This window comes from Paractinoplanes atraurantiacus, from assembly GCF_900215205.1.
Taxonomy (GTDB): Bacteria; Actinomycetota; Actinomycetes; order Mycobacteriales; family Micromonosporaceae; genus Actinoplanes; species Actinoplanes atraurantiacus.
Genome location: NZ_OBDY01000025.1, coordinates 101,445 through 119,984, shown reverse-complemented (window position 1 = coordinate 119,984; position 18,540 = coordinate 101,445). Strand labels below are relative to the sequence as shown.

Below are 18,540 nucleotides of genomic sequence, written 5' to 3'. Positions count from 1 at the left end.
GAGTAGGTAGTCCGCTCATCCCGAAAGGTCCACCGATGACTGATTTCAACCCCGAGTCGCTCGCCTCGATCGGCCCGAAGGAGTTCGCTCAGCTCGTCAAGTCGACGCCGGACTCCAAAATCGCTGAGGTCATGGCGGGCGAGAACCGCACCAAGATCCTCGACGAGGTCTTCAACCGGATGCCCACGCTGTTCCGCCCGGAAAAGGCCGGCAGCACCACCGCCGTGATCCACTGGGTCATCACGGGCGGCGCCGGCGGCGCGAGCGACACCTACGAGACGGTGATCGAGAACGGCGCCTGCACGGTCACCAACCAGCCGGCCCGCGACCCGAAGCTGACGATGACCATGGACGCCGTCACGTTCCTCAAGGTCGTCTCGGGCGACGGCAACCCGATGATGCTCTTCATGACCGGCAAGGTGAAGGCCAAGGGCGACCTGGGCCTGGCCGCCAACGTGGCCAAGCTCTTCGACATCCCGAAGGCTTAAATACGCTTCTCGACGGCGCCCAGTGCGATATCGGTCCGGTACTGGGCGCCGTCCAGGCGAATCCCGTCGACGAGCGCGTACGCCGCGTCGCGGGCCTCCCTGAGGTCGCCGCCGACAGCGGTCACGCTCAGCACCCGGCCCCCGGCCGAGATCAGCGCGCCGTCGTCCCGGCGGGCCGTCCCGGCGTGGATCACCCCGGGCACCTCGGCGCCCTCGATGACGTCGCCCGTGCGCGGCGTGGCCGGGTAGTTCTTGCTGGCCACCACGACCGTGATCGCGGCGCCCTCGCGCCAGCGCAGCGGCGGCAGCTCGGCCAGCGTGCCGGTGGCGGCCGCGTTGAGCAGCCCACCCAGCGGCGTCTCCAGCAGCGCGAGCACGACCTGGGTCTCCGGGTCGCCGAAGCGCGCGTTGAACTCGATCACCTTGGGGCCGTCGGGCGTGAGCGCGAGTCCGACGTAGAGCAGACCGGCGAACGGCGTGCCGCGGCGGCGCATCTCGGCCAGCGTCGGCTCGACCGTCTCCCGCAACACCCGGTCCACGAGATCGTCCGGCGCCCAGTCCAGCGGGGCGTACGCGCCCATGCCCCCGGTGTTGGGTCCTTCGTCGCCGTCGGCGAGCCGCTTGAAGTCCTGAGCCGGCATCAGCGGCACGGCGGCGGTGCCGTCCGTGACCACGAAGAGCGAGACCTCGGGCCCGGACAGGTACTGCTCGATCACGACCGTGCCGCAGTCGGCCGCGTGCCGCTCGGCGACCTCGCGGTCCTCGGTCACCACGACGCCCTTGCCGGCGGCGAGACCGTCGTTCTTGACGACGTACGGCGAACCGAGCTCGTCGAGCGCCCGCGCCACCTCGTCGGCGGTCGTGCAGGCGTACGACCCCGCGGTGGGAACGCCGGCCGCGGCCATGACGTCCTTGGCGAAGGCCTTGGAGCCCTCGAGCTGCGCGGCGGCCGCGCTCGGGCCGAAGCAGGCGATGCCCTTGGCGCGGACCGCGTCGGCCACCCCGGCCACCAGCGGCGCCTCGGGACCGACCACCACCAGATCGGCGGCCAGCTCGACCGCGAGGGCGGCCACCGCGGCCGGATCGGTCGCCTTGACCTCATGCAGCTCAGCGACCTGGGCGATGCCCGGGTTGCCGGGGGCCGCGGCCAGGAAGTCGACGGACGGGTCGGCGGCGAGGCCGAGGGCGAGGGCATGTTCGCGGCCGCCGGAGCCGATCAGAAGTACGCGCACGGGCGCCGATCCTACCGGCGCTCTCCTTCCCCACGTCGCACAGCGGGGCTGTCGCGTAAACTTCGGCAGTACCCGGACCTCTGCCAGGTACGACCTGTTCTACGGAAGGCGTCACGCAAGTGCCGGTGATCGTGTTGGTCGGAGCCCAATGGGGCGACGAGGGCAAGGGCAAGGCCACTGACCTGCTGGGCGACCGGCTCGACTACGTGGTGAAGTTCAACGGCGGCAACAACGCCGGCCACACCGTGGTGATCGAGGGTGAGAAATACGCCCTTCACCTGCTGCCGAGCGGCATCCTGACCCCGGGCGTCATCCCGGTGATCGGCAACGGTGTCGTGGTCGACCTGGCCGTCCTCTTCCAGGAGATCGACGGTCTCGAGGCGCGCGGCGTCGACACGTCGCGGCTGCGCATCAGCGCGAACGCGCACGTCATCCCGTCGTACAACCGCTCGATGGACAAGGTCGCCGAGCGCTTCCTGGGCTCGCGCCGCATCGGCACGACCGGCCGCGGCATCGGCCCGACCTACGCCGACAAGATGAACCGCGTCGGCGTCCGCGTGCAGGACCTGTTCGACGAGTCGATCCTGCGGCAGAAGGTCGAGGCCGCGCTCTCCTTTAAAAACCAGGTGCTCAGCAAGATCTACAACCGTCAGGCGGTCAAGCCGGACGACGTGGTCAAGGAGCTGCTGTCCTACGTCGACCGTCTCCGGCCGTACGTGGGTGACACCGCTCTCGAGCTCTCCGAGGCGCTCGACGAGGGCAAGGTCGTGCTGTGCGAGGCCGGCCAGGCCACCCTGCTCGACGTCGACCACGGCACCTACCCGTTCGTGACCAGCTCGAACGCGACGGCCGGCGGCGCCTGCACCGGCTCCGGCATTCCGCCGACCCGCATCGACCGGGTGGTGGCCGTGCTCAAGGCGTTCACCTCGCGCGTCGGCGAGGGCCCGTTCCCGACCGAGCTGCACGACAAGTTCGGCGACCACCTGCGCGAGGTCGGCCACGAGTACGGCACGACCACCGGCCGCCCGCGCCGCATCGGCTGGCTCGACCTGGTCATGGCCCGCTACGCGCAGCGGATCAACGGGGTCACCGACTTCGTCCTGACCAAGTTGGACAATTACGACGACCTGGACGAGATTCCGGTCTGCGTGGCGTACGAGGTCAACGGCGTCCGCCACGACGAGATGCCGATCAGCCAGTCCGACTTCCACCACGCGGTCCCGATCTACGAGACGCTGCCCGGCTGGAAACAGGACATCTCCGGCTGCCGCACCTTCGCCGACCTGCCCAAGGACGCGCAGCGCTTCGTCGAGTTCGTCGAGGAGCGCGTCCGCGCCCGCATCTCGGTGGTCGGCGTCGGCCCGGGCCGCGAAGAGGTCATCGAGCGTCACTCGGTGCTGAGCGAGGCTTGAGATGTACGACGTCATCCTGCTCAGCCTGTCCGAGGGCTCCCCTTCCGACGCGGGCGCCTGCGGGTCTTCCTGCGGCGGTTGCGGCGTCTTGGAAAAGGAAGCGTGCGACACCCCGCGCGTGCCGGTGCGCGAGTGCGCCGACGCGCTGAAGGCCGGCGGCGCCCTGGTCGAGATGATCACGGCACACTCCGACGCCGAGATCGACGAGGTGATCGCGCGCCTCGACGGCCCGACCCGCGCCGACGGCCTGACCTGGCCCTCCTCGGAGTCCCGGGTCCGCCTGGTGGTGGCTTCGGCCACCGACGGCCAGTTGCGGGCCGTCGTCCGCCGGTTGGTACGCCGGTACGCCCCGCCGCCGAGCAAACGACCGGCCGACCTGGCCGCCGACCGCACGGTGCCGGACCTGCCGCCCATCGCGATCCTGCCGCTGGACGTCGCCAACACCACCGACCTCGCGGCGCAGCTGGGCCTGCCCCGGGTGCCGTCGGCGGTGGCCGAGGCGGTCCTGTCCGGCCGGACCCGCCGGCTTGACCTGCTGCGCAACGATGGTGGCTCGGTCACGGTGGACGGTGCCCTGGTGGGCGGCGTCGACGACGACGGCCGGGCGCTCCCGTGGCGCGGCCGCGTCGAGGTCGACGACGCGGTCCTCTCCGGCGGTGACGACCCCATCCTGGCCTGCGCGATCGGCAACGGCGCGGGCTACGCCGAGTTCGACGGCCTGCGGCTGCTGGCCGAGGGCAACGCCGAGGACGGCACGGTCGAGGTCGCGGTGGCCGTCCCCATGGTCGTCAAGAAGCGCTTCAAGGGCACGAAGATCCGCATCGAGGTCCGGCGGGCCCGCGGCCGCGCGGTCTCGGTGCTGCCCCGCGACGGCGAGCTCCAGTTCCTCGACGACGGGGTGGCGGGGTCGATGAACCGCAAGCGTTCCTGGTGGACAGAGGCCGGGGCCTGGGCGGTGTACGCGGGCTGACCGTCTGTGCGAGGCTGAAAATGTGGGACCAACCGGGGAGGGTTGCATCCGTGGCATCGGTGGAGGACGAAGGCGCTGACCGCGTCTACGCACCCCCGGACAGGGACGTCGAGCCGCTGTGGGAGGCGGAGGAACTGGCGGCCCCGGTGCACGGCCGCCCGGTCCCCCACGACACACCGCCACCGGTGCCCGTGCCACCCACCGGCGTCTACCGCCCCGGCGACCGGGTGCCGGTCCCACCGCCCCCGGCCATCCCGGTGCCGCCGCCGGCTGCACAACACGGGCAGGCGCCGGTCCCGGTCCAGCGCCCGAACGGCGCCATCCCAGTGCAACCACAGCCCACCCGAGCCTGGCCCGAGACAGAGCCACCCGCGTCGCCGGCCCATCCGCCCTCTTCACCGGCCCCCGCGCCCTGGCCGGACCCCTCGGCCGCGCCTTCTTCCTCAATGCCCACGCCGTGGCCGGATTCCTCGGCTGCGTCTTCTTCGGCGCCCACCCCTCCGCCAAGCTCGTCGGCGCACATCTCCGATGACGGCGAGCTCGACGAGGAAGAGTCCGGTGTGCACACTTCGCCGGATTCGCCCTGGTCTCAGCCTCCGCAGCGGTCCACGCCGCCCGCCGACCCGGCACCGCCCGTGATGGGGTCGGCGTCCGTGCCTCCCGGCCCGCACGACGCCGCCACCTCATCGCCCGGCCCGCACGGCGCCGCCACCCCACTGCCGGGTGCGCCTGGCCCGCACGGCGCCGCCTCCGAACTGCCGGGTGCGCCTGGCCCGCACCGCGCCACCTCCTCACCGCCCGGGCCGCACGGCGTTGCAACCCCGCCGCCCGGGCCACACGGCGCCGCCGCGTCGCCGCCCGGGCCACACGGCACCACCGCCCCGCCGCCCGGACCACACGGCACCGCCACCCCGCTGCCCGGGCCAGGCGATGCCGCGCCGGCGCAGGACTCTCGGGCGGCGCATGACTACCGGGCGCAGGCGGCGGCGCCTCCTGGGCCCTATCCGCCCAGTGTTGATCCGCGGGCGTTCCCGCAGCAGCCGCATCCGCCGATGTACCAGCCGCATCCTGGAGTGCCGCAGCCGCATCCGCAGCCGCCGGTGCAGACTCATCCGCAGGCGCCGCACCCGCAGGCGCCCAGCCAGGCGCCGGCCGATCCGTTCCAGGATCTGCCGTGGGTGTCGGACGGCACGCCGACCGCTGAGGAGTTCGCCCGGCGCCGGCTGGCCAAGCCGCCCGAGCCGATCGCCAAGGTGGGCGTGCGCGGCGCCGTCAACAACATCACCGGCGGGCTGGCCAAGCTCTCGCCGGGTCGGCGCGAGGTGGAACGCAAGCAGGACGTCGAGATGGTCCGCCGCAACTTCGGTGGGCTGCGCCAGGTCACCGTGGTCAACCCCAAGGGTGGGGCCGGCAAGACGGTCGCCGTGCTGCTTCTGGCCATGACCTTCGGTCAGAAGCGCGGCGGGTACGTGCTGGCCTGGGACAACAACGAGACCCAGGGCACCCTGGGCATGCGGGCCCAGCAGGACTTCCACGCCCGTACGGTCCGCGACATGATGCGCGACCTGCATCTGTTCCGCGGCGCGCACGGCCGCGTGGGCGACCTGTCGCAATATGTCAGGGCTCAGGGCGAGGGCATGTTCGACGTGCTCGCCTCGGACGAGTCGGCCACCGCCGGCGAGATGCTCACCGCGGACGCCTTCGCCGAGATCCGCGAGATCGTGAGCCGGTTCTACAAACTGATCTTTGTGGACACCGGGAACAACGTCCGCGCGCAGAACTGGCAGGCCGCGATGGACGCGACCGACCAGCTGGTGATCACCATGTCGGCCCGTAACGACTCGGCCGAGACCGCCGCCCGCATGCTCGACCATCTGGAGCAGAGCGGCCGCCAGCGCCTGGTCCGCCAGGCCATCAGCGTCGTGTCGATGCCGCCCACCCGCAAGGACATCGATCTGCCGGCGATCCAGCGCCACTTCGCCGCCCGCACCCGCGCGGTCCTGCTGGCCCCCTACGAGAAGCTGATCGACTCGGGCGAGCCGCTCCGCTACGGCCAGCTCTCCGGCAACACCCGAGACGCTTGGCTGAAGATCGCCGCCGCGGTGGCCGAAGGCCTCTGACCCTGCCCGACCAGCGGCATCAGGCCAGCCCTTCGCCCTTCGCCCTTCGCCCTTCGCCCCTCGCCCTCGCCCTCGCCCTCGCCCGGACAATATCCGGAATGTCGGGATTGTCGCGGCGGGAAGGGAAGAGGGAGCGGAAGGGAAGAGGGAGCGGAAGGAGGAGGGGAGGGGACGGCCGATCAGGACGCGGTGTTCAGGACAGGGCGTCGGCCGCGGCCGGGTCGCTGTCGCGCAGGAACTGGGCGCAGCGGGCGGCCTCGTCGGCCTCGCCGATCTCGGCGGCGGCGATGGACAGGCTGTGCAGGCAGCGCAGGAAGCCCTGGTTGGGCGCGTGCGACCACGGGACCGGGCCGTGGCCCTTCCAGCCGTTGCGGCGCAGCGCGTCGAGGCCGCGGTGATATCCGGTGCGGGCATAGGCGTACGCGGTGACCGGCTCACCGGCGGCCAGCGCGTCGGCGGCCAGGGCGGCCCAGCCTCCGCTGTACGCCGGGTGGGCGGCGGCCACCGCCTTGTACGCGTCGGCGGTGCCGCGCTCGGCGGCCTCGGCCAGGGCCTTGTCGGCCTCTTCGTCGGCGGGCAGCAGGGTGGCCGGCGGCTCGGGAAGGAGGTTCTGCATGCCCTTATTCAACCGGTCCGCCCCGCCCTCATTCCTTCCGGGCACCCGCGCGCCGACAAAGATCCACCCGACGCGGGCGTCCCGGCTCAGTCCCAGCCGCCGGCGAGACGGTTCAGGCGGTCCGCGTACTCGATCCTCGTCTCCCAGCCCGAGGGCCACGCCGCCATGCCGAGCGCCGCCCCGGCGAAGGCGCCGGCCAGGCAGGCGATGGAGTCGGAGTCGCCGGACGAGGCCGCGCCCCGGCCGAGCACGGCCAGCGGCTCCTCCGGCGAGATCAGGTAGCAGTACAGGGCCGTGGCCAGCGCCTCCTCGGCGATCCAGCCTTCGCCGGTGGCCAGGCACGGGTCGCCGGAGAAGTTCCCCGCCGCCAGCGCGGCGCCGACCCGGTCGAGGGCGGCCGCCGTCTCGTCCCAGCCACGGGCGATGAATTCCTCGGGCGAGCCGACCCCCGGCTGCTGCCAGAGATCCCCCAGCCACTCCTCGTGGTAGACCTTCCGCTGGCTGTCGCAGCGCTCCCGCAACGCGCCGAGCAGGTCGCCGGGCGCCATGCCGTCGGCGAGCCACCTGACCCCGTACGCGGTCAGCTCACTTGACGTCAGGCCCGTCGGATGACCGTGCGTGAGCCCGGCCTGGAGCTGAGCGGCGCCGGCCCGTTGATCGTCGGTCAGTCCGGGGACCAGGCCGACCGGCGTGACCCGCATGTTGGCCCCGCAGCCCTTCGACCCGGTCTGTGTCGCCTGCTGCCACGGACCGCCCGCCTCCAGCGCGGCACAGGCCCGCAGGCAGGTCATCCCGGGCGCGCGATTGTTGTCGGGGCTGACCGCCCAGGCCAGGAACGCCCGCCGCAGCTCCGGCTCGAGCGCCCGGGCGGTGAAGGCCGGCGCCGCCAGGATGGCCTCACCGACCGCGAGCGCCATCTGGGTGTCGTCGGTGACCAGCGCCGGATTGCCGGTCAGCTCGCGGGGCCCGCTGACCCCGTACGCCGCGATAATGGTCGGGTAATCCTGGAATTCGGTCGGTTTGCCGAGCGCGTCACCGTACGCCAGGCCGAAGAGCGATCCCGCTGCGTTTCGCACGGTGGCTACCCTACGTGCATGGTCGGCGATCCCCTTCAGTCCGTGTTCGGCGGCGACGCTCCCTTCGACGCCACGGTCAACGAGATCGAGTCGCGGGCCGAGCTCGACGTCCATCTCGCCAAAAGATCCCTGGCCGGCCTCGTGATCCTCGGGCTGCGCCTCGATCTGAACCCGCCCGATCTCAGCGAGGTGGAGGTGGCGGGCGCGCTGTTCATCGGCTGCCGGCTGGCGAGCGACGACGTCGAGATCGATCTGATCCGGCGCGGCGCCCACCTGGTTCCGCCGTTCGACGCGCGGCCCTATCCGACCCACCCGGCCAACCTCTACACGCCCGAGGACCTTTCGTTCGGCTTCGCCGAGGGCGGCTTCGCCGGCATGTACGACACCCAGGTGTACGACCACTTCGTGGCTCACGGCGGCGCGTCACCGGACATCCGCGAGGCGATCGCGCAGCGGCTGCACGACGCCGGCATCGACAACGCGCTGGGCAAGGCGCTCGCGGCCTGGGTGCACGGCCGTGGCATCGAGGGCGCGGTCGGGATCATGGGCGGGCACGCGGCGCCGCGCGGATCGCAGGCCTACCGGATGGCGGCGACGCTGGCCTGGCGGCTGGCGTCGCTGGGCCGGCTGGTGGTGACCGGCGGCGGGCCGGGCGTGATGGAGGCGGCGAACCTCGGCGCGTACTTCGCGGCTCGTCCCGCGCCCCAGCTCATGGCGGCGATCGACGTGTTGTCGGCGGCGCCGCACTTCGCCGATCACGACCCGTACACGGCGGCTGCTCTGGCCGTCCGCAAGCGGTTCCCGGCGCCGCCGAAGGCGGTGGCCGACGTGGCCGGGCGGCTGCGGCACGGCGGCCTGGCCCTGCCCACGTGGTTGTACGGTCATGAGCCGGCCAACCTCTTCGCCGGTCAGATCGGCAAGTACTTCTCGAACGCCGTCCGTGAGGATTCGATCCTGCGGCTCTCCCGGGGCGGCATCGTTTTCGCGCCGGGGTGGGCGGGCACCGTCCAGGAGATCTTCCAGGCGGCCACGAAGACCTTCTACCAGACCGACGGGCCGTCGGGCGCGTTCGTCTTCCTCGGCGTCGACCATTGGCGTGAGCTGCCGGTCGAGGCGCTGCTGCGCCCGCTGCTGGCGAAGAGCCCGCACGGTGACCAGTCGCATCTGGTCGTGGTCACCGACTCGCTGGACGTGGCGATGAAGGCGCTCACGCCACGTGCACACGCCGCCAGTTAGTGACCGGAAGGTCTTTCTCGGGTATGTCGGTGAGCCCGTTCTCGTCCATCGCGTTGTAGACCGCGAGCCGGGACTCCTCGAAGAGGAACTCGACGGCGTGCAGCACCCGGGGCCGCCACTCGGCGGTCGTGACCAGCTCGATGATGTTGACCGAGCGCAGGCGCTGGCCCCGGGCCGCGCGCAAGGCGGCGTGCGGGTCGGGGCGCCAGTCGAAATGCTCGTACCAGTCGATCGGCTGGTTCAGATCGATCTGGTCCCAGGTGATCGCGCACTCGTCGAATTTACGATGGGTTATCTCGACTCTTGTCACTCCAAAGTCGAGGATCACCGGGCCGTCGGCGAACCAGCCGCGCTCGGCGATGTCCCACATCAGCCAGCTTGATCGCAGTTTCTTGCCGATGAGCCGCACAAACCTGGTCCGGTGAACTGCCGCCAGGGCCTCGGCGTCATGGTGCCATGTGGGCTCGTAGCCCTGGATCCCAAGCACGATCATGATCCACCTCCGGGGGGACGACGATCGTATACATACCTCTCAGTAACCCGGTAGCAAACGGAACAGCCGGCCCCTCGTACGGGACCGGCTGTCGTCGTTCGATTACTTCGAGAGAGTGGTTCCGACCGAGCGGAGGTGCTCGCACGCCTCGACGACGCGCTTGGCCAGACCGTTCTCGGCCAGCTTGCCCCAGGCGCGCGGGTCGTAGGCCTTCTTGTTGCCGACCTCGCCGTCGATCTTCAGAACGCCGTCGTAGTTCTTCATCACGTGGTCGACGACGGGGCGCGTGAACGCGTACTGCGTGTCGGTGTCGATGTTCATCTTGACCACGCCGTAGTCCAGGGCGCCGTGGATCTCGGAGAGCAGCGAGCCCGAGCCGCCGTGGAAGACCAGGTCGAACGGCTTGTCCTTGCCGTACTTGGCGCCGACCGCGTCCTGGATCTCCTTGAGGATCTCGGGGCGCAGCTTGACGTTGCCCGGCTTGTAGACGCCGTGCACGTTGCCGAAGGTCAGGGCCGTCATGTAGCGGCCCTTCTCGCCCAGGCCCAGGGCGGCGGCGGTGGCCAGGCCGTCCTCGACGGTCGAGTACAGCTTGTCGTCGATCGCGGCCGAGACGCCGTCCTCCTCGCCACCGACCACGCCGACCTCGATCTCGAGGATGATGTGCGCGGCCGCGGCCTCCTTGAGGAGCTCCTCGGCGATCTGCAGGTTCTCGTCGACCGGCACGGCCGAGCCGTCCCACATGTGCGACTGGAACAGCGGCGCCTGGCCGTTGGCCACGCGCTCCTTGCTCAGCGCGAGCAGCGGGCGGACGTACCCGTCGAGCTTGTTCTTCGGGCAGTGGTCGGTGTGCAGCGCGATGTTGACCGGGTAGTTCTTGGCGACCTCGGTGGCGTACTCGGCCAGCGCGACCGCCCCGGTGATCATGTTCTTGATGGTGGGGCCGGACGCGTACTCGGCGCCACCGGTGGAGATCTGGACGATGCCGTCGCTGCCGGCCTCGGCGAAGCCCTGGAGGGCCGCGTTCAGGGTCTGCGAGGACGTCACGTTGATCGCCGGGTACGCGAACGCGCCCGCCTTGGCCCGGTCCAGCATCTCGGCGTAGACCTCGGGAGAAGCGATGGGCATCGGTGCGCTCCTTGCTCTTTTACGTTCGGGAGACAGAGGGCAGGACCGCGCTGTCCTCCAACAGGCAGTATTCCGTAGCCGCTGACCCGAGAAGAAATGACCCCGTAAATGGGCTGTTTGCGCGCATGCTGAGGGGGAAAGGTGGCCCGGACGACGGCGGAAGGAAGCGCGTGATGACGTATCCAGGCAGCGACGACCTCGAAGCGCCCGAGGCTGACGCCGCGGAGCAGGCGGCCGACGCCTTCCTCGACGACGACAGCGACGACCCGGCGCCGCCGCTGGGCGACGAGACGCCGGAGTGGGACGCGCAGGAGCAGAGCCGGTCCGTACGGCTGGAGGACGAGTACCGCTGAATTAATGGCTCGCCCTTGATCATCTCGGCGGCTCATCATTACGGGCGTGCTGCTGACCGTCACGACCACTCATCGCCCCGCCTCCGATCTCGGATATCTGCTGGTCAAACACCCCGATAAGGTGCATACGTTCGACGTGCCGACCGGTACCGCGTACGTGATGTATCCCGAGGTGAGCGACGAGCGGTGCACGGCCGCGCTGATGCTGGACGTCGATCCACAGCGGCTGCGCGCCCAGCGCGACGCCTTCGAGCTGAGCCAGTTCGTCAACGACCGGCCCTACGCGGCTTCCAGCCTGCTCGCCGGCGCCCTGTCCAAGGTCTTCCGCTCCGCCCTGCGCGGCGCGTCCAAGGACCGCCCCGAGCTGGCGGCCACCCCGCTCCCGCTGGAGATCCGCGTGCCGGTGCTGCGGGGCACGGCCGAGCTGGCCACGCGCCTGTTCGCGCCGCTCGGCTGGGAGGTCGAGGCCACCGAGATCCCGTTCGAGCCCGAGATCGGCGGCGACAGCCGCTACGTCGATCTCGTTCTGCGCGGTTCGCTGACGCTCTCCGCGGCGCTTAATCATCTGTACGTCCTTCTGCCCGTTCTCGACGACGCGAAGCACTACTGGGTCGCGCCCGACGAGATCGAGAAGCTGCTGCGCTCCGGTCAGGGCTGGCTCGCCGGCCACCCCGACAAGGTGCTGATCGCCCGCCGCTACCTGGCGCACAAGCGGGCGCTGACCACGACCGCGCTCCAGTCGCTCGAGGGCGAGGAGGCCGAGGAGCCGCCGGCCGAGGAGGAGGCCGAGCTTCCGGTGGTACGCCGGCAGTCGCTCGCCGAGCAGCGCCGCGACGCCGTGCTGGCCGCGCTGACCGAGGTCGGGGCGACCCGCGTGCTCGACCTGGGCTGCGGTGGCGGTGCGCTGCTGGGCGCCCTGATGAAAGACCGGCGCTACACCGAGGTCGTCGGCACCGACGTGTCCTCCCGGGCGCTGGAGATCGCCGCGCGCAAGCTGCGCCTCGACCGCCTGCCCGAGCGGCAGCGTGGCCGGCTGAAGCTGTGGCAGTCCGCGCTGACCTACCGCGACGACCGGCTGCGCGGCTACGACGCGGCCGTGCTGATGGAGGTCATCGAGCATCTCGACGTGCCGCGGCTGCCGGCCTTGGAGGCGAGCGTCTTCGGCCACGCGCGTCCCGGTGCCGTCGTCGTGACCACCCCCAACGCCGAATACAACGTCCACTACGAGGGCCTGACCGGCATGCGGCATTCGGACCATCGCTTCGAGTGGACGCGGGCCGAGTTCCAGGACTGGGCGAGTCGGACAGCGCAGACATACGGATACAACGTGACATTTAGGACAGTAGGCGAGCTCGACGAGACAACCGGCTCGCCGACCCAGCTCGCTCTCTTCACTCTCGTCGCCTCGGAGGTGACCGCATGATCGACATCCCGGAGCTCGCGCTCGTCGCCCTGGTCGGCATCTCCGGCTCGGGCAAATCAACCTTCGCGCGTACGCACTTCCGCCCCACCCAGGTGCTGTCGTCCGACTTCTTCCGCGGCCTGGTGGCCGACGACGAGAACGACCAGTCCGCCTCGGCCGAGGCCTTCGACGCCCTGCACTACATCGCCGGCAAGCGGCTGGCCGCCGGGCGGCTCACCGTCGTCGACGCCACCAACCTCCAGCCGCACGGCCGGGCCGAGCTGGTCCGGGTGGCCAAGGAACACGACGTGCTGCCGGTGGCGATCGTCCTCGACGTGCCCGAGGCGCTGGCCTGGGAGCGCACGCAGGCCCGCCCCGACCGTACCTTCGACCGCCGTGTCCTCAACCGCATGCACCGCGACCTGCGGCACAGCCTCGGCTCGCTGGCCCGCGAGGGCTTCCGCAAGGTGCACGTGCTGCGCGGACCGGACGAGATCGCGGCCGCCTCGATCCGCTACGAGAAGCTGTTCAACGACAAGCGCGAGCTCACCGGCCCGTTCGACATCATCGGCGACGTGCACGGCTGCCGGGCCGAGCTCGAGACGCTGCTCGAGCGGCTGGGCTACGCCCTGACCCGCGACGCCGCCGGCCGGCCGGTCACCGCGGCGCACCCCGAGGGCCGTACGGCCGTCTTCGTCGGCGACCTGGTCGACCGCGGCCCCGACTCGCCGGGCGTGCTGCGCCTGGTGATGGGCATGGTCGCGGACGGCGCGGCGCTCTGCGTGCCCGGCAACCACGAGCAGAAACTGGCCCGCAAGCTCAACGGCCGCAAGGTCCAGCTGACGCACGGCCTGCCCGAGACGCTCGAGCAGCTGTCGGCCGAGCCGGACGAGTTCGTGGCCGAGGCCAAGACGTTCATCGAGGGCCTGGTCAGCCACTACGTGCTCGACGGCGGCCAGCTCGTCGTCGCGCACGCCGGCCTCAAGGAGGCCTACCAGGGCCGGGCGTCGGGCCGAGTGCGCAGCTTCGCGCTGTACGGCGAGACCACCGGCGAGACCGATGAGTACGGCCTGCCGGTCCGCTACCCGTGGGCCCGTGACTACCGCGGGTCGGCCGCGGTCGTCTACGGCCACACACCGATACCCAAACCGGAGTGGATCAACAACACCATCTGCCTCGACACCGGCTGCGTCTTCGGTGGCGCGCTGACCGCGCTCCGCTGGCCGTCGCGCGAGCTGGTCTCGGTGCCGGCCGAGAAGGAGCATTACGCGCCCGTACGCCCACTGGTCGCACCGGGCCGGCCGGACGAGGGCCTGGACATCACCGACGTGACCGGGCGGCGACACCTCGATTACGGGTACGGACGGGCCACCATCGCCGCCGAGAACGCGGCCGCCGCCCTGGAGGTGATGAGCCGGTTCGCGCTCGACCCGGCGACGCTGGTCTGGCTGCCGCCGACCATGGCGCCGTGCTCGACGTCGGAGCTGGACGGATATCTGGAGCACCCGGCGACCGCATTCGCCGACATGCGCGCCGCCGGCGTGGAAAAGGTCGTGTGCGAGGAGAAGCACATGGGCTCCCGGGCGGTGGTTCGCGTGTCCCGGGACGGCGAAGGCGACGCGATCTGGACCCGGACCGGGCGCCCGTTCTTCGGTCCCGAGCTGGACGAGCCGCTGCTGGCCAGGGTGCGGGCCGCGGCGGCCGGCCTCTTCGACGAGCTCGGCCGCGACTGGCTGCTGATCGACGCCGAGCTGCTGCCGTGGTCGGCCAAGGCGGCCGGCCTGATCCGGGAACGGTACGCGGGAGTCGGCGCCGCCGGCCGGGCCGCCCTGCCCGCGGCCCTCGACGTGGTGGCCGGCACGGCCGCGCGTGGGCTGGACGTGACAGCGCTGCGGGAACGGCTGGAGCTGCGGTCGGCCGAGATCGACGGCTATTCGGCCGCCTACCGCGCGTACGTGAAACCGACCGACGGCCTGACCGGCGTCACGCTGGCCCCGTTCGCGGTGCTGGCCGGCGACGGCGTCACGTATGCGAGTCGGGACCACGGCTGGCACCTGAGCCTCGCCGACCGCCTGGTGGCGGCCGACCCGGAGCTGTTCACACCGACCCGGCGGGTCGTCGTCGACCTCGCCGACCCGGCGTCCGAGGCGGAGGCCACCGAGTGGTGGCTGACGCTCACCGCCGCCGGCGGCGAGGGCATGGTGGTCAAGCCGTGGTCGGGCCTGACCGTCACCGAGGCGAAGGGGCGGCTGGTCCAGCCCGGCGTGAAATGCCGGGGCCGTGAATATCTGCGCATCATCTACGGCCCGGAATACACCCGCCCCGAGCAGCTGGCCCGCCTGCGCCGCCGCAACCTGGGCCGCAAACGCAACCTGGCGCTGCGCGAGCACGGCCTGGGCCTGGCCGCCCTCGACCGGCTGGCGGCCGGCGAGCCGCTGTGGCGCGTCCACGAGCTCGTCTTCGCCATCCTGGCCTCGGAGTCGGAGCCCGTCGACCCGCGCCTCTGATCGACCGCGCCGGCGCTTGACCTGGCCATTCGGGTGGCCGGCGCGGCCGTTCAGGCCGGAAAGCGTTTCCACAGGAAGTGGACAGGTTTCACATGGTCCGGTGCCGGTACCCTGGCTCCTCGTGGACATCCATGCGCTGAGCGAGCAGCTCGCCTTCAATCCGACAGATCCGACGGAGCTGATTCACACCCTCGGTCTGTACGGCGTGTGGGCGATCCTGTTCGCCGAGACGGGACTGCTGGTCGGGTTCTTCTTCCCCGGCGACTCGCTGCTCTTCCTGGCCGGCGTGGCGGCCTCGCCCGTGGCCAACTCGATCTTCGGCGAGGGCACGCAGCTGTCGTACGTCGGCCTGCTGATCGGCGCGCCGATCTGCGCGATCCTCGGTGCGCAGCTCGGTCATTGGCTCGGTGCCAGGTACGGCCGGCGCATGTTCGACAAACCCGACTCGAAGCTCTTCAAGCGCGAGTACGTGGAAAAGGCCGAGTACTACTTCGAGAAGTTCGGCCCGGCCAAGGCCGTCGTGTTGGCCCGCTTCATCCCGATCGTGCGCACGTTCCTCAACCCGGTCGCCGGCACGCTCGGCATGCCGGCCCGCAAGTTCTTCATCTGGAACGTGGTCGGCGCCATCCTCTGGACCGACGGCATCATCATCCTCGGCCACACGCTGGCCCAGCAGATCTACGACGCCATCGGCGACCACATCGACCGCTACATCCTGCCGGTCGTCGCCATCATCGTCCTGATCTCGCTGCTCCCGATCTTCATCGAGATCCTCCGGGAGCGCCGCCACAAGAAGAAGAACGGCGACGCCACCGACCCGGAGCCCTCAGCCGCCATCGGCGTGGTCGCCGCCGCCAGCATCGCCGGCTTGGTAGACGCAGCCCGCGAAGAGGACGACAACGACGACCGCTACCCCCCACGCTCCCACCGCCGCAACTAACACCCCCAAGTCCACAAAAGACGCCGCCCCAGCCGGGGGCGGCGTCTTTTTCGTTCCCACCCACACCTAGCCCCTCTTCCTCACCGCCATCCGACTCCCTCGCCGCGAGACCCGCGTGGCCTTTCGCCCTCCCACATCGGGCTCGCCGCCATTCGCCCTCCCGGTCCGACTCGCGCGGCCTCTTTCCCACACCCACAGACTGGTCCAGCTGACTCGCGGCCCCTCCCTCTCCCGCGCCCGCCGCGGCTCCTACGATCTCGCCCGGCCACGAGGCGGAGCAGGGGGCGGCGCGAGCAGAACGCGGGCGGAATGATCGACCGGCGGGAAGGCCGGAATGCTGGAAGCCGCGCCGCACTTCCCGCCCAAACCCAACCCCGCGCCGCGCTGCGCTGCGACCTCGGCTGCGGGTGTCGCGCGAATGCGGAGCTGGGGCCGGCAGGGCTGTGGTTGCGGGCGTCGGGCGAGGCAGGGCGGCGTGCGGTGAGGCAGGCCACCGTGGCCCGGGAGGGCGCTGTCGGTGGGTGGCTGTTTGGGCGTACGGGAAAAGCGAAAGCCGCCCGAAAGGGAACGGGCGGCTTTGCTTGTGCGGGACGGGTGGCGCTGGGCGCCATTGGGGAGCCCTGAGGGCGGTGGGCTCCTGGACGGGACTCGCTGGGCGGGACCGCGGTGGGTGCGGGCCGGTTGGGCGGATCTCGGGGAGGGCTGGAAGCGGTCAGACGGAGAGCGCTGTGGAACCGGACAGGCGGCTCTGGAACTCCTCGGGGCAGTCGCGCAGGTTTTCCAGGCGGCCGGCGGCCAAAGCCCGGTAGGTGAGCTGCGCGGCCTCCTCGAGGTTGCGGGCTCGCTTGTGGGCGAGCTCGACCGAATCGCCGAGGACGACGCAGCCGTGCTGGCTCAGGACCAGGCAGTCGGTGCCGTCGGCGGCCATGGCGGCCGTCAGCGAAGCCAACTCGATGGTGCCGGGCATGCGGAAGGGCACCGTGGAGACGCGCCTCAGGTAGTAGGCGTGGTCCGTGGTGACGATCCGGATGTGCTCGCCCAGCGCGTCGAGCAGCAGAGCGGTCTGCGGATGCAGATGGATGATGGCGTTGACGTCGGGGCGGGCCCTGTACAACGCGAGGTGCAACGCCAGCTCGCTGGTCGGCTCGCACTGCGGCGGCGGCATGTTGCCGACCGTCGCGGGTGAGCCGTCCGACACGCGCACGGAGGCGAAGGTCGTCCGGCTGAGACGGCCCAGCCAGGAGCCACTGGCGGTGACCCAGATGGCGTCCTCGTCGGGGATCCGCGCGGACAGGTTGCCACCGGAGCCGGCCACCAGGCCGGCCTGGATGACGTCGAAACCCACGAACGCGAGCTGATCGCGCAGATCGCCGTGGACGTAGTTCACCCGTTACTCCTCGGGTCCTGGGGGTGGACTTGAGGCGGAGAAGGTCTTCGGCCTGGCGTCACGCCCCACGTGATGCCGGTGACGCCAGGCGAGTCCCGAAAGCGGTCAGCGCGCCTTCTTCGTGGCCCGCTTGCGAGGCGGGGTCAGAAGATCGGCGATCGTCGCGATGGCGGTCGGCACGAGGCGGTAGTACGCCCACACACCCCGCTTCTCACGCTCGAGCAGGCCGGCCTCCGTGAGGATCCGAAGGTGATGGCTCACCGTCGGCTGAGACAGACCGAGCGGAGCGGTCAGGTCGCACACGCAGGCCTCACCGTCCGTCGCGGACTGAATGAGGCTCAGCAGCCGAAGCCGGGCCGGGTCGGCCAGTGCCTTGAGCACCCCGGCCAGCCGCTCGGCGTCGGCACGTTCAATTGGCTCGCCGGCAAGCGGCGAGATCTGAGGCATTGTCATTTCCGCCAACGCAGTTCCCACGATCTCCATCCTTCCACCAACTGCATCGATTCTCCTGCATGGGTGCAGGAACGAACCGCCTAACTTCGAGGCCGTAAGGCCGACATCGATCGCCGGGTCGGTCGATCCAGGATGGCCGGTAACCCGAACTCCCGATCAACCTTTCCCCTGCGGCCGAACTCGGTCTCTGCCTCCTGCAACGCCTCAGCCGCCGTCAGGACGCTGTCCATCTGTGTCGAGGTCTCGATCCCCGCCCCGGGAGTGAGACGCCCCACATTGTCAATTCGTCGATCTGTTTCCGGTGACTGATCCGATTTGAGCGAGGTCCGCACACACCTCGCCGTCGTCATCCCAACACCGTGTGCGATCTCCCGGACCGGGCGGCCGGATGCCGGAAGTTCACGACCCGATGAAAGCACGGCACCACGCTCTGCGACGGGCAATTCAGTGATGAATTTACGCAGGTCGTGGCGTGCTTGCATGTATCGAGCGTACTGGCTGGAACGAAACTGGAACCTTTCGCCCCGGCAGTGTCGAACGGAACTATTGACGCACAACATTGGGTCTCTCTATAAACAAACCTTACTGTTGGCGAAGTCCCTTTCGCCCGATCCCGAGAACATCGACGCAGCTCAAAGCCCCTATGTCCTGGGTCACAGCGGCGGCGGCCGGCAGATCACCCGGACGAGGTGCTGAGAAGGTCCTGTGAATCGTGCGGTGGGACGTT

Annotated in this window: 16 protein-coding genes; 9 read left to right on the top strand and 7 right to left on the bottom strand. The window is 70.6% G+C overall.

Features of this window, described 5'->3' with window-relative positions:
• Positions 1-35: 35 nt before the first annotated feature.
• The gene (locus CRP55_RS38595) at positions 36-488 is read left to right on the top strand and encodes an SCP2 sterol-binding domain-containing protein (protein ID WP_097326950.1); all 453 of its coding nucleotides are present in this window, start codon (positions 36-38) and stop codon (positions 486-488) included.
• Here the strand turns inward: CRP55_RS38595 and purD are convergent.
• Positions 485-1,720: a phosphoribosylamine--glycine ligase gene (purD, locus tag CRP55_RS38590; RefSeq protein ID WP_097326949.1), complete on the bottom strand. Its 1,236-nt coding sequence runs from the start codon at positions 1,718-1,720 to the stop codon at positions 485-487. The two genes, CRP55_RS38595 and purD, sit on opposite strands and share 4 nt — an antisense overlap.
• Positions 1,721-1,839: 119 nt before the next feature.
• On the opposite strand from purD, the gene CRP55_RS38585 reads away from it, so the two are divergent.
• The 3 genes from CRP55_RS38585 to CRP55_RS38575 all read left to right on the top strand — a co-directional run bounded on the left by CRP55_RS38585 (position 1,840) and on the right by CRP55_RS38575 (position 6,222).
• On the top strand, positions 1,840-3,132 hold the full coding sequence (locus CRP55_RS38585; RefSeq protein WP_097326948.1) for an adenylosuccinate synthase: 1,293 nt from the start codon (positions 1,840-1,842) through the stop codon (positions 3,130-3,132).
• 1 nt (position 3,133) lies between these two features.
• Positions 3,134-4,102, top strand: coding sequence for a diacylglycerol kinase family protein (locus CRP55_RS38580; RefSeq protein ID WP_097326947.1), 969 nt, complete (start codon positions 3,134-3,136; stop codon positions 4,100-4,102).
• A 446-nt stretch (positions 4,103-4,548) separates the two neighbouring features.
• A complete protein-coding gene (locus CRP55_RS38575; protein ID WP_438865844.1) occupies positions 4,549-6,222 on the top strand; it encodes a MinD/ParA family ATP-binding protein in 1,674 nt (557 codons plus the stop codon).
• Between the two features lie 193 nt (positions 6,223-6,415).
• Here the strand turns inward: CRP55_RS38575 and CRP55_RS38570 are convergent, their stop codons facing one another.
• Positions 6,416-6,838, bottom strand: a complete 423-nt coding sequence (locus CRP55_RS38570) for a DUF3151 domain-containing protein (RefSeq protein WP_097326946.1) — start codon at positions 6,836-6,838, stop codon at positions 6,416-6,418.
• A gap of 86 nt (positions 6,839-6,924) precedes the next feature.
• Positions 6,925-7,914: an ADP-ribosylglycohydrolase family protein gene (locus tag CRP55_RS38565; protein ID WP_245923636.1), complete on the bottom strand. Its 990-nt coding sequence runs from the start codon at positions 7,912-7,914 to the stop codon at positions 6,925-6,927.
• A gap of 18 nt (positions 7,915-7,932) precedes the next feature.
• Here CRP55_RS38565 and CRP55_RS38560 point away from each other — a divergent pair, with 18 nt between their 5' ends.
• Positions 7,933-9,150 carry an LOG family protein gene (locus CRP55_RS38560; RefSeq protein WP_097326945.1) on the top strand — a complete coding sequence of 406 codons (1,218 nt, stop codon included), beginning with the start codon at positions 7,933-7,935 and terminating at the stop codon, positions 9,148-9,150.
• Here the strand turns inward: CRP55_RS38560 and CRP55_RS38555 are convergent.
• Together CRP55_RS38555 and fbaA are read right to left on the bottom strand one after the other, a co-directional pair.
• Positions 9,122-9,643: a hypothetical protein gene (locus CRP55_RS38555; protein WP_097326944.1), complete on the bottom strand. Its 522-nt coding sequence runs from the start codon at positions 9,641-9,643 to the stop codon at positions 9,122-9,124. The two genes, CRP55_RS38560 and CRP55_RS38555, sit on opposite strands and share 29 nt — an antisense overlap.
• A gap of 102 nt (positions 9,644-9,745) precedes the next feature.
• Positions 9,746-10,771 (bottom strand): class II fructose-bisphosphate aldolase, encoded by a 1,026-nt coding sequence (gene fbaA / locus CRP55_RS38550; protein WP_097326943.1) that lies wholly within the window; start codon positions 10,769-10,771, stop codon positions 9,746-9,748.
• A 173-nt stretch (positions 10,772-10,944) separates the two neighbouring features.
• On the opposite strand from fbaA, the gene CRP55_RS38545 reads away from it, so the two are divergent.
• From CRP55_RS38545 to CRP55_RS38530, 4 genes are all read left to right on the top strand, one after another.
• A complete protein-coding gene (locus CRP55_RS38545; protein WP_097326942.1) occupies positions 10,945-11,124 on the top strand; it encodes a hypothetical protein in 180 nt (59 codons plus the stop codon).
• A gap of 46 nt (positions 11,125-11,170) precedes the next feature.
• A complete protein-coding gene (locus CRP55_RS38540) occupies positions 11,171-12,547 on the top strand; it encodes a 3' terminal RNA ribose 2'-O-methyltransferase Hen1 (protein ID WP_097326941.1) in 1,377 nt (458 codons plus the stop codon).
• Entirely contained in the window at positions 12,544-15,033 is a 2,490-nt protein-coding gene (locus CRP55_RS38535) for a polynucleotide kinase-phosphatase (protein ID WP_097326940.1), read from the top strand. Before CRP55_RS38540 ends, CRP55_RS38535 begins: the two co-directional genes overlap by 4 nt.
• A gap of 121 nt (positions 15,034-15,154) precedes the next feature.
• Complete coding sequence (locus CRP55_RS38530; protein ID WP_097326995.1) at positions 15,155-15,973, top strand: DedA family protein; 819 nt, start codon at positions 15,155-15,157, stop codon at positions 15,971-15,973.
• A 712-nt stretch (positions 15,974-16,685) separates the two neighbouring features.
• Here the strand turns inward: CRP55_RS38530 and CRP55_RS38525 are convergent.
• A complete protein-coding gene (locus tag CRP55_RS38525; protein WP_097326939.1) occupies positions 16,686-17,360 on the bottom strand; it encodes a class II aldolase/adducin family protein in 675 nt (224 codons plus the stop codon).
• Between the two features lie 105 nt (positions 17,361-17,465).
• The gene (locus tag CRP55_RS38520) at positions 17,466-17,843 is read right to left on the bottom strand and encodes an ArsR/SmtB family transcription factor (RefSeq protein ID WP_014440216.1); all 378 of its coding nucleotides are present in this window, start codon (positions 17,841-17,843) and stop codon (positions 17,466-17,468) included.
• Between the last annotated feature and the right edge of the window lie 697 nt (positions 17,844-18,540).